7 protein-coding genes are annotated in these 12,628 nt (G+C 47.4%); 5 read left to right on the forward strand and 2 right to left on the reverse strand.

All coding sequences use genetic code 11. The features are described from left to right. Positions 1-13 precede the first annotated feature (13 nt). Positions 14-217 (reverse strand): hypothetical protein, encoded by a 204-nt coding sequence (locus tag ABIE27_RS15015; RefSeq protein ID WP_429350842.1) that lies wholly within the window; start codon positions 215-217, stop codon positions 14-16. A 319-nt stretch (positions 218-536) separates the two neighbouring features. Between ABIE27_RS15015 and ABIE27_RS15020 the strand changes: the two genes are divergently transcribed. From ABIE27_RS15020 to ABIE27_RS15040, 5 genes are all read left to right on the forward strand, one after another. Further along, a complete protein-coding gene (locus tag ABIE27_RS15020; protein ID WP_429350843.1) occupies positions 537-2,846 on the forward strand; it encodes an FAD-dependent oxidoreductase in 2,310 nt (769 codons plus the stop codon). A 41-nt stretch (positions 2,847-2,887) separates the two neighbouring features. Continuing rightward, positions 2,888-5,014 carry an assimilatory nitrate reductase catalytic subunit NasC gene (gene nasC / locus ABIE27_RS15025; RefSeq protein ID WP_429350844.1) on the forward strand — a complete coding sequence of 709 codons (2,127 nt, stop codon included), beginning with the start codon at positions 2,888-2,890 and terminating at the stop codon, positions 5,012-5,014. Positions 5,015-5,332: 318 nt separating this feature from the next. Then, positions 5,333-5,752, forward strand: coding sequence for a hypothetical protein (locus ABIE27_RS15030; RefSeq protein WP_123062916.1), 420 nt, complete (start codon positions 5,333-5,335; stop codon positions 5,750-5,752). A gap of 36 nt (positions 5,753-5,788) precedes the next feature. After that, complete coding sequence (locus ABIE27_RS15035) at positions 5,789-10,762, forward strand: DUF4132 domain-containing protein (protein ID WP_429350845.1); 4,974 nt, start codon at positions 5,789-5,791, stop codon at positions 10,760-10,762. A 266-nt stretch (positions 10,763-11,028) separates the two neighbouring features. Beyond that, the gene (locus tag ABIE27_RS15040) at positions 11,029-11,481 is read left to right on the forward strand and encodes a GNAT family N-acetyltransferase (protein ID WP_123062918.1); all 453 of its coding nucleotides are present in this window, start codon (positions 11,029-11,031) and stop codon (positions 11,479-11,481) included. A 241-nt stretch (positions 11,482-11,722) separates the two neighbouring features. Here ABIE27_RS15040 and ABIE27_RS15045 read toward each other — a convergent pair whose 3' ends face one another. Then, positions 11,723-12,514 (reverse strand): formate/nitrite transporter family protein, encoded by a 792-nt coding sequence (locus ABIE27_RS15045; protein WP_123062919.1) that lies wholly within the window; start codon positions 12,512-12,514, stop codon positions 11,723-11,725. Between the last annotated feature and the right edge of the window lie 114 nt (positions 12,515-12,628).

The following is a 12,628-nucleotide window of genomic DNA, read 5'->3' on the forward strand; positions in this document are numbered from 1 at the left end:
GTAGGTTCTTTTTTTATGTCTCTAATGCTTCGTTCAGGCAGAAAAAGGCCGCAAGCCGTCCTGAACTAGAACGATTTGCGGCCCCGTTGCCGACAGGCGGTACACGTCTTTGTGCTCCCGCTTCTGAGATGATCACATCGCTGTGATTTTGATTCAAATTATAAAAAGGGAAAAACGTAATGTCAACAAAAATAACATTAAATTTTGAAATAATCATTTTTTAGTCTGATGTTTGAAATTTCATGTCAAATTAGTTGACATATATTTTGAATTCAATTAATCTGAATTTAATAAGAATCTACACAATGGCGTGTAGAACTCGGAGGCAATGGTGCCCCTTTTCCCCATACGGAGAAGGGGTTGTTGTGTTTTCAATCGGAGAAGGGGTTGTTGTGTTTCAATCGGAAAAGAGGTTGTTGTGTTTTCGATCAGAGAAAGGGTTATTGTGCTTAATTCAATAAGAGGGTTGTGCTCTTAGAATCAAAGAGAGTTGTTTCTGTTTAGTTTGCAGATGTGAAAGGGATAGGGGGCAGCCCATGAGTAGAAAGAAACTGGTGGTTATCGGCAATGGCATGGCTGGAGTGAAATGTGTGGAAGAGATTATCAATCTGGAGCCGGATATGTATGAGATTGTCATCTACGGGACGGAACCTCGCCCCAATTACAATCGAATTATGTTATCCAAAGTACTCCAAGGTGAGCATTCCATACAGGATATTATCATCAATGACTGGACCTGGTATGCCGAGCGTAATATCCGGCTGTGCACAGGTGAGACGGTTCACCGGATTGACCCCCGTACGAAGTTTATTGAGACGGAAACTGGCAAAAAGGAAACGTACGACATATTGATCCTCGCGACAGGATCTTCTCCATTTATTCCGCCAATCCCGGGCATCGATAAGGAGCGAGTCATGTCTTTTCGGTCAATCGACGACTGTACTCGTATGTCAGATTACTCCAGAGAATACCGCAAAGCGGCTGTCATCGGCGGTGGTTTGCTTGGGCTGGAGGCTGCAAGGGGACTGCTGCATCTGGGGATGGAGGCAGTGGTGGTCCATAATGCACCTTATATTATGAACCGACAACTGGATTACGAAGCTGCAGCGATGCTTCAACGTGAGCTTGAGGATCAGGGCATGTCCTTTCTTTTGAATAAAAATACGCAGAAAGTTACCGGACGTTCACAAGCGCAGGGGCTGCTTTTCACAGATGGATCGAAACTGGAGGCACAACTGGTCATTGTCGCTGTCGGAATTCGGCCGAATGTGGATCTAGCCAGGAGAAGCGGCATTGCTACACAGCGTGCTGTTGTGGTTGACGATCATATGCGTACCAGCGTGTCTGATATATATGCCGTGGGGGAATGTGCAGAGCATCGGGGGATTAGTTATGGTCTCGTAGCGCCGCTGTATGAGCAGGGAAAGGTGCTGGCACGCACATTATGCGGACAGGAGGTACCGGGTTATGCTGGTTCTGTTCCTTATTCTCAGTTGAAAGTATCGGGTGTAGATGTTTTCTCGGCAGGAGAGATCAGCGGCGAAAAGCTGGAGACGGCAATTCAGCATTTGGATGGTATTCAGGGAACGTATAAAAAAGTGCTGATGCAAGCTGGCAAGGTTCGAGGTGCCATTTTGTTTGGAAACACGGTCGAGGGCACAGCCCTACTGGGCTTGGTGCAGCGTGAAGCGGATGTGGCTGAGCTTGCTCCCAAAGGAGATGCATCAGATCCTGCAGTGACAGCAGCAGCTGCGCTCCCAAGCCAGGAGACAGTCTGTGCGTGCAACAATGTAACCAAAGCAGCGATCCTAAAAGCTATTCAGGAGCAACGCCTGGAAACGGAAGAACAAGTGAAACAGCAAACCAAAGCTTCAGGTTCATGCGGTGGTTGCAAACCTATGGTGGCCGCACTGCTGAAACACGCTAAATGTGTGGAACTTGGAGGTGTCAGCACAAGTACTGAATCAGGCAGTACGGAGGAGAAGCCTGCTGTGCTTCCTGTATGTCACTGTACGGAGATGAGCCACGCAGAACTGAAGCATCGGGTGAGCGTGATCCTGGAGACATATGCAAAAGAAGTTAACATTTCGAACGTTGCATCCGGAGTCCTTCCATTGGAAGACACACAGATCCATTCACTGTTGAAGCAGCTGAACTGGCATTCGGAACACGGGTGCCCGTTATGTCTTCCTGCAATTCGCTATTATGTTTATGTTTCAGGATTAATGCTGTCCTCTACAGAAAATGAACTGAGAACAGAACTGAAAACAGAACTTAACCAACTACAAATGGAAGATTTACAAGTGGAGTTGGAGATGGAGCAGGAACATCATCAGAGCATTTACATCTATTCGGAGCGACATGTATCATCATTGGCTTCTAATATTACTGCAAGCGAGCTGGAGACGAGACTTCGTACCGATTGGGAAACTGCAATAATGCCTTCCGAAGTGAACATCGCTATTGCTTGGGATTCTCGATCCCCGGTGAATGCGCTGGTTTCCGATTTAGGACTGCAGGTTTCTCCGGCTGGATGGGAAATTTACGTCGGAGGTCATGCTGGGCATCCGGTGAAGGAAGGCTCCCTGCTCGGGACAACTGAATCAGAGCAACAAGCGTTCATTCTCGCATCGGCCTGTCTGCAATGGTATCGACAAACGGCTTGGTTTGATGAACCCTTATGGATGTGGACGGAACGACTGGGGATGATGTCGATTCGGGAAACGCTTTTGGATACACAATTCCAACGAGAACTTACGTTTAATCGTGCACAGGAGCGCGAAATGGATGCAGAACGTAGAGCGGAGATACTTTTGGAAAAACCCATTGCCCAGGTGAAAGCTTGAAGGCTCAAATGAATAACCCGGAAAGGTAGGAGAGTATGATGATGGACGCGGTAAATACAGAACAAGCTAAATCGAGATTATATGTAAAAGAGACCCAGTGTCCTTATTGCAGTGTGCAATGCAAAATGTCCGTAGAAGAGCTTGCCGCTCCCGTTGCAGGTCAGAAAGTGGCGGAGTATACGGTTCAAGGTGTGCCTAATAAGGCTTCGCAGGGCCGCTTGTGCGTGAAAGGAATGAATGCTCATCAGCAAGTGTTCAGTTCCGAGCGTTTGATGTATCCGCTCATTCGCCGTCAGGGGGAATTGGAGCCGTGTTCATGGGATGAGGCAATACAGACGATTGCAGATCGGTTACAACAGCTTCAAACGACGTATGGTTCTGATGCCGTTGGCGTATACGGCGGAGGCTCGCTGACCAACGAAACAGCGTATCTGCTTGGGAAATTTACCCGCGTGGCACTCGGCAGCAAGTACATCGACTATAACGGCCGCTTCTGCATGTCAGCAGCAGCTTCTGCCGGAAGCAAAGTTTTCGGAATGGATCGGGGTTTGACATTTCCGCTCTCGGACATTCCTAAAGCAACATGTATCATTCTGGCAGGAACGAATGTAGCTGAGTGTCAGCCAACGTTATTACCGTATTTTAATGAAGCCAAGGAGAATGGAACGTTTATTATTGTGATTGATCCTCGCAAGACAGCAACGGCAGCCATTGCCGATCTTCACCTTCAGGTCAAACCGGGTAAGGATGCACTGCTGGCTGACGCAATGCTGAAGGTAATTATGGCTGCCGGCTTGGCTGATTCCAGCTTTATTCAGAAACGGACGACCGGATACGAACAGCTTGTGCAGGAGATGGAAAGTCTCAACCTTGAGCAGGCCGCAAAAGCATGCGGGGTTGAACTGGACTTGATTCGTCAGGCGGCACTGGCTTATGGAGAAGCTCATACTGGCATGATTATGACGGCACGCGGAGTGGAGCAGCAGACGGATGGGCATATGGCTGTTCGGCATTTTTTGAATCTGGTGCTCGCGACTGGCAAAATCGGAAGAACAGGCTGTGGGTATGGTGCCATTACGGGGCAGGGAAACGGACAAGGTGGACGAGAACACGGGCAAAAGGCAGATCAGCTTCCAGGTTATCGTTCCATTGAAAATGAGGAAGATCGTGCGTATGTAGCATCGGTCTGGGGGATAGACCCGGCTCTTTTGCCGGGCAAAGGTGTATCGGCTTATGAGATGATGGAACGAATCCATGAGCAGGAGATTCGTGCATTGCTCGTGATGGGCTCTAATCCGGTCGTTTCGAATCCAAATGTACGTTTGGTGGAGGAGGGACTGCGCAAGCTTGATTTTCTGGTCGTAGCCGATATGTTTCTGTCCGAAACGGCCAGATTGGCCGATCTTGTCCTGCCCGTAACCGCTTATATGGAGAATGAAGGCACACTCACCAATCTCGAAGGGCGTGTTCTCCTGCGGGAACAAGGAAGGCCTGCGCCGGGAGAAACGCTAGACGATTGGGACATTTTGTGCCGGATTGCTGAGAAACTGGGCAAAGGTTCGTTGTTCCAATATGGGAAGGCTGAGGATATCTTCAATGAATTGCGAATCGCGAGTCGTGGCGGGGTGGCGGATTACTATGGAATTACCTATGAACGACTGCGAAACGAACAAGGAGTGTACTGGCCTTGTCGTTCCGTAGATGAGCAGGGCGAGGGAATGTTGTTTCATGAACGATTTGCTCATGTTGACGGAAAAGCTACATTTACTCCAGGAGCAAGTCAAGGGTGGGATGATGTTTCGGAAGCTTTTCCCTTGATTCTAACGAATGGGCGTATTCTCGCTCATTACCTAACAGGTGTGCAAACACGCAGAAGTCCAGCCCTTGCTGCTCGTGAGTTAGAGAACTATGTGGAACTGCACCCGTCAACCGCAGCTCGTCATCGCATCCGTGACGGAGAGTGGGTAGAGGTTCAGTCGGCCTATGGTAGCTTCACTGTCCGTTCGCGAATCAAGGCATCCATCCGCGAGGATACGCTGTTTGTGCCTATGCACTGGGGAGGGATTCAGAATGTGAACCGCGCAACAAGGCCTGATCTGGATCCTTTCTGCCGAATGCCTGGATTCAAGACAGCGGCCGTGAAGATTCAACCGCTACGACTGGTCTAACCATGAATTGATGCAATATTCCAAGAATAAATAGCCGCCCATCTCATGTCGTTTTGCGGGATGGAGCGGCTTTTTGCGTTTTATACGCAATTGGGCTTTAGTTCGCTAGTTCGATGGAAACATGAATATTGGCCCATGAAAGGAGTGAGCGATTTCGTTATGATATTCATTAGGGGTACATATGTACGCATTCGTTCTGTTTTGCAAGATACGGCTACAGGGTATTAACTGTTGAAGGATAAGGAATCTATATATTTGTAATAAAATGGTTTTTTTTAAATGAGTTTTGATTGAAGTAATGAGAGGAGGAATGAGGCATTGAATGTATGGATTACAGTGAAAAGTCTGGGCAAGCGCAAACCGGCTCTTGCAAAACAAGCCGCTGAACTTCCGGAAACAACAAGCACACTTCGGCTGCTTATCGAGAACATGGTTGAACAACAGGTGAAAGCTTTTCGAGAGAGGAAGGACGCGGCGGGGATGCTTGTCTATCTGATGCCCGAGGAGATTGACGCGCAGGGTGCTACGGGAAAAGTAGGTTTTGGCATGATGCGTGGCGAGGGCGTTCCCGATCTTGGGGAGGCGAAGGAAGCCGCGATACTTGCTTATGAAGACGGGCTGTACAAAGTATTTCTGAATGATGAAGAATTGGAAGACTTGGATCAGCCATTGAAAATAGAGGATGGAGCTCATGTAACCTTTATCCGCTTCACGATGCTAGCCGGACGTCTGTGGTAGGGAGAACAGAAGCAGTATGACAAGGAGGAGAACAGGATGAATCAGGAAGATCAGGTACAAGCATATATCGAGGGATTGCAGGAAAAAGCAACGACCCTCACAGGGACCAAGCTGGAAGTAGCTAAATATATGATAACGTTGGCAGAGTCGACGTACTTGCGTGGGGATGAAGAGGACTATTTTCAAATGGAGAGACAGCTGATGAGCCTAGCATTAGAGAATCAGCAGCCGTTATTCCAGCCGATTCTTGAGGTGCTTGAGCACCTGACCTCTGACGGGTTTGTTGCCAGATTCCGCTATATTGCTGAAGGTGCGACGCTTTACCCTTATAGTACAAGCTATGAACGCAGACCTTTCAGAACATCCGATCCAAGACAACATGTCATTCATGTGTTACGCAAACTGCTCGGTTTATTCCGAATGGAGGCTAGAGGAGTTAGTTTGAAGGAGTATTTGACCGTTCGTGAGCAAAATATGCTTCATCAGCATGAGTTCCGTGCGGTACTGCCGGATTGTATTGCTTATGAACTGGATCATTCGAACATGGAAGTCAAGCAGGCACTGCACGATATTATTTATGGCGATAACCAGACTGCATTACTGACGGGTGAAATGATCAAGGGCATCTTTATGAGTGAACAGGCCGATGCGTATCACATGGTGGGTGAACTCTTGATTGCAGCAAGACTGCAGGAAGGGCTTCGCCAGAGCATTGTGGAACGAATGGACGAAGGTACGTTAGAAGCGTATATTTACATATTAAAAATCATTCTGGACAACAATCTGATTCGATTCAGTTCCGTTGTAAGAGCCTTGGGCGTATGGACGGGGATCGGGATTGAAGCAGCCAACCAGCGTGTGGCAACACAATTGCTTGAGCAGATCTATGAAGCGCTTGTGCATGAGGATGTTCGTGAGGCGTGGAGACAGGAGAAAAACGCTAATAAACTGTACATCAGCCTGTGGGCAACAGCGGTCATTGAAGAGAATGATTTGCAACCTAAGGTTACAGAGATCATGGACCAGGGCGAGTTGTACCAGAAGATTGTGGCTCAGTACGTTCTGGCTAACAGCCAGTACCTGGGGCTTCGTCTTGCTATGGCACGTAATCATCTGGGTGTGCAGCATCCGGAACTGATGCACTGGGTTGTGAAAAATTATACGGCGGCGTATTCGCACAATTGGAGCTTTGAAGAGGGAGAGCACCAACGTAGTGTCTATGTACCTCGCTGGGATGTGCTTGAAGATAAACAGGCACGCCGCCATGATTTTGATCAGTTTAAACAGATGCTGGATTTCATTCCTAAGGGCGGTTCAGGCGGGCCTTCAGGTGTGCTGGATTTTGTGAACTATCAGATCAATAGTGATGACGTCATCAAAAAAATGTTGTATTTGGCTGCTTATGATATGGATGCGGACTGGATTGCTGAGATCATTGCTCTCAAGGATCGATTAAGCCCCGAAATGCGCGGAGAGCTTCTGTCGCAGTTTGTGCAAGAGCCTGATAACGAGGTGCAGCGCCAGTTTGTGTTTGAAAGTTTGTCTGATAAAAGCATGAGTAACCGAGAAAGTGCATTGCAAAAAGTGAAAAAGTTGGTATTAACCGAAGATGAGCTACAGCAGATGGAAGTACTGTTAAAACTCAAAACGGGATCTCTCCGGCAAAAGGTGATTCAAGCCCTGTTGTTGCAACCTGTTGAGAAGTTGAAGGATTCGGTTCAACGATTACTAAAAACGAAGAATGAGCTGCAACGTCTGGGTGCACTTGAACTGTTAACGGAGATTAAAACGGATACGGCACGTGTAGAGCAACTGGAACAGCTCAAGCCATTCGCAGAGGAACTAGAGAAGCCTACAGCCAAGGAAAAGAAGCTACTCGACAAACTATTGGATGAAGGAAGTCGTTACACAGCCTCCAATGGATATGGTTTATTTGACCCGAATCAACGGCAACCGCTGTTGGATGAAGAACGTGACCTTTCTGGCTACAAGCCAAAGGATATATTTAATGGTTCTCTGGATAAGATCAGTACTTTCCTAAAGGGATTAAATGAACTGGTTCATGAGCACAGGGATCATGAGTATGTGGTGGAGTATTATGCAGGTTACAAAGATACGTTGCTCATTGGAACCAGCCTTCGTTCCAAAGTTCCTTATGCCGATCGGTCGAAAATGAAACAACTGGATCAGTTTCCGTTGGATGAAGTGTGGAAGCAATATTTCGAGCAAAACGGTCTAAGCAGTTTAGAACTGCTACAGCTATATGTCGAACTGCAGTTAGGCAAGCTGAACAGCACATTGGATGAACATTATTCTTTTTATCGAGAGCAGTATGATTATGACAAATTAAGAAAGATGCCATTACTAGAGGGTTGGCGCAAAATATTTGCCGAACAGACCTATCCATTGAATGAGATGGTGAAGCTGCACGAGGTGATGGGCGCACTGCCTTATAAGGATCAGGTTCATGCATTGATCTCGGCTGCATTTCTGGATAGTGATTCAGCTGAAATCTTCGAGACCGCAGAAAAGGCATGGGCTTCCATTATTTTAAGTATGCCTGCAGAGCAAATGGAGAAGGAAATGGGGATGCTTCAGATTCTGACAGACCCATGGAAATATATCGTCCGGAATGCCGTGTATGACGACGCGAGCTTCAAGCGATACTTCCAGACCTCGTATCAATTTTCTCACCTGGTAGAGCCTTATCATCCGTTGTCCCTCCTGTCACTCGACGATTTCCTGCGAGCCTATCAATTAGGACTGATTGATGATCAGGAGATCTACCGTCAACTGATGGTCGGACAGTCCCGTTATCTGTTCATCCGTGACATGACTTCAGCGCGTACAGAGCAGATCAAAGATGATCCGAAGCTGATTCATCTGCGCGATACGGTGGTCAATCGTATTCTGGAGATTGAACTGACCCGGGGGGAACTATCCACTGAAGTGAGTAACCTGGCTATGAAACTGGAACGCATTGAGGGCATGGAACATTGGGTGCATCTGGTTGCTGCCATGGATCAGGATACGTTTGTTCGTGGGTATATTTATAGTTATGGTGAAGGGAATACAACGCGTAAAGAAATGTTCAGTTATCTGATTAAGCATTGTCATCCACGGGCTGGGGAAGATGAGCAGTTGCTGGCGGAATTGCTCCACAAGTATCCGGTTAAGGAGAAAAAGCTGCTGGAGGCTGCAATGTATGCACCGCAATGGATGGAACTTGTGGCGAAACATCTAGGCTGGAAAGGGCTTCGTAGTGCGGCTTGGTACTTCCACGCTCACATTAATGAACAATTCAGTGCGGAGAAGGAAACAATTGTTGCGCATTATTCTCCAATTACGCCGCAGGACTTTAATGATGGGGCCTTCGATATCGCCTGGTTTGAAGAGGCTTACGCTGCGGTTGGAGAAGAACGATTCAACCTGCTGTACGATTGTGCCAAATATATCTCCGGCGGAGCCAACCATCGCAGATCACAATTGTTCGCAGATGCTGCGCTTGGCAAACTCAGTCTGAAGGAAATGCATGATTCGGTAGCAGACAAGCGGAATAAGGATCACTTACTGACCTACAGTCTGATTCCGCTGGCAGAGGAACGGGAACGGGATGTAAGAGAACGTTACGACTTTATCCAGAAGTTTCAGTTGCAGAGCAAGCAGTTCGGGGCGCAGCGGCGCGCGAGTGAAGGATTAGCTTCACAGATTGCGCTGGGCAACCTTGCGCGGAACGCGGATTATGCTGATGTAACACGTCTCATGTGGGATATGGAAGCGCGTAAGCTGGATGAGGTAAAATCTTATTTCGAACCGCATACACTGGATGACGACACGACGGCTCAACTCGTCATTGATGAGGAGGGACAGTCTGATCTCGTCATTGTCAGCAAAGGCAAAGTGCTGAAGTCCGTTCCGGCTCGTCTCAAAAAGGACGGATACATTGCACAGTTAAAAGAATTAAAGTCTGATCTGACCGATCAGTATCGACGCGCTAGACAGGAACTGGAGCGTTCCATGACGGCAGGCACGACCTTTACACGTCAGGAGATCGCGAGTCTGATGCTCAATCCAGTTATTCATCCTCTGCTCAGGACGTTGATCTTCAAGTCAGGTGAAAAGCTTGGAAGATTTGATGCTGCATCCAGTGGATTGCTTGCTCCGGGCACAGAGGGAGTTACTTATGCCTTGAAGGAAGAGGATCAGTTGCTAATTGCGCATCCGCTGCATTTGTATGAGAACGGTAAGTGGAGTGAATTCCAGCGTGATCTGTTTACTCGTCAGGAACGTCAGCCGTTTAAGCAGGTTTTCCGTGAACTGTATCTGCCGAATGAAGATGAGCTTGCTCAAGGTATGGTTTCTCGCCGCTATGCAGGTTATCAGATTCAGCCGAATAAAACGGTAAGTTTGTTGAAAAGTCGTCAGTGGACGGTAAGTTATGAAGAGGGATTGCAAAAGGTGAGTTATGAGCATAACTTGATCGCTAATCTTTATGCCATGGCGGACTGGTTCTCTCCAGCAGATACGGAAGCACCTACGCTGGAGACCGTTCAATTCTATGATCGTCGTACGTATAAACCTGTAGAATTGAAGGATGTACCGCAGGTGTTCTTCTCTGAGGTCATGCGTGATATTGATCTCGTGGTTAGCATCGCACATGTTGGCGGTGTGGACCCAGAGGCAAGTCTTACGACCATAGAGATGCGACATGTCATTGTGAATGAGTCTTTGCGTTTGCTCAAGCTGGATAATGTGCGTTTGGACGGGAATTATGCACGAATCGATGGTGGACTGGGTGAATATGCCGTTCATTTGGGAAGCGGTAATGTCTTCAAGCAGGCCACTGGTGCAATGTATATCGTGCCTGTGCATAGCCAGCATCGGGGACGAATCTTCCTGCCATTTCTGGATGAAGATCCAAGAACCGCCGAGATTCTGTCCAAGATCGTACTGCTGGCTGAGGACAAGAAAATTAAAGATCCGCAGATTCTTGCACAGCTTCAGCAATAAAGATATATGTGTAGCATTAATGTACTTGAATGATTATAGACCGCCTCACTTGGGGGCGGTCTATTGGTTATACCATTTTTTAATGAGAGAAGCAGCGGTGGAATCTATGGATTGGCTATATAATGGTGTTGTTTGCAGATGTTGAGGATGACAGGATATGTTAAGATATACGCAGGAATCAAGGTGCATACGAATCGGTACATGAGTAAGTATGAATGGGATTCTGCGCTACATTATGTTTTCAGGCAAAGGAGAGTGCACAAGACATGTTAATGGTACCCTATCGGGAGCAGGATCACCCCAAGTTAGTAGCCATCTGGGAGCGTGCTGTTCGAGCAACACATACATTTCTGGAGGAGCATCACATTCTGTTTTATAAAAAGATGGTCGGTGAAGCTTTGGAATTCAAACAAGTCGAGGTCTGGGAAGTGCTGGATACCGAGCAAGAACCTATTGGTTTCATCGGTCTGGATAATAGCTTTATTGAGATGTTGTTTGTGGACGAGCATTTTCAGGGACAAGGCGTTGGGCGATTTCTGGTTCATCAAACGATGAAAATGAAGGGCAATGAGCTTAGAGTAGATGTGAATGAGCAGAATGAGGATGCAGCCCGGTTTTATGCGAAGATGGGATTTGTACAAACAGGACGCTCCGAACTGGACAGCTCAGGTAATCCTTTTCCGTTGTTACACCTGGAAATGAAGCGAGCAGGGGCTTAATTAGGTGGAAACGTCTGTCAGGCTTGAGTGAGAATGGTTTAAGATGCTTCTTTGAATGACTTAGCATGTTTAGTTCGGTGCAGCTATTCATCAAGCCTGTCGGGTAAGATGACGACAGGTAAAGGTAAAAACCCCGGTGGTAACTCCTGTATGGGAGGCGCTGCCGGGGTTTTGGGTTTTCCTTACTGGTGAACCGCGGTCATTGAACCGGGCAGGAAGGGGGCTTTTTTCCAAAATAACATTAATGTGCCTCTTCATCGTCCAGGAACGGTTTGTTCACTGCATAATACATGAAGCCCATCAGCAAGACGCCACCTACCAGATTACCAAGCGTCACAGGCACCAGGTTGTGAATCACACCACCGAACGAGATCGTGCCAGGGTGGTTTAACACAAGCGCAATCGCAAACGTACACATATTCGCAATGCTGTGCTCATATCCCGAGATGAAGAAACAAAACACAAAAAGCATCATGGCAAACATTTTGGCGCCATTCTCTTTCATAAACATCGGTACGAAGAACGCCAGACACACAAGCCAGTTACAGAGGATTCCGCGGAAAAAGAGCTGCATCGCTGGCGCTTCCATTTTGTGCTCGACTACACTTAACAGAAAACCGTTGACTTGGGCTGAATCAAACAGTCCCGTCAGGTAGATCAGCAGGGCAAACACCGCCGCACCCATCAGATTTCCGCTATAGCTCGCAATCCACAACTTAACCACTTCAAGCCAGCGCAGCTTTTTGCGTAACGCCGCATAGGTGTAATAGAACGTATTGCCTGTAAATAAGTCACCGCCGCCATAGGCAATCAAAATAATTGCCGCACCGAACGTAATGGCTGCCATAGGGTATGTAAACGGTGAATTCTCCATATAGAAGAAATTGCCCGTCTTAAAAGCCACGATGACTCCGAAGCCGATAAACATGCTGGCCAGCATGGAGCGTGACAGGTATCGCAGCAAACTTTGCTTGTAGATTTTGTGTTTCTTCATAGCAAGTTGCTCGACACCCCGTAAACCTTCCGTTTCCATAATTCGCCTCCTGTATGTAATGAATCATCCAACTTTTCTACATTATACCTGTAATTTGCTTCAATAGTTGACCGAAATGAAAGAAATTAAACTATACATCATTAGATCGCCGAG

It is taken from the genome of Paenibacillus sp. 4624, from assembly GCF_050435065.1.
GTDB classification, from domain to species: Bacteria; Bacillota; Bacilli; order Paenibacillales; family Paenibacillaceae; genus Paenibacillus; species Paenibacillus amylolyticus_D.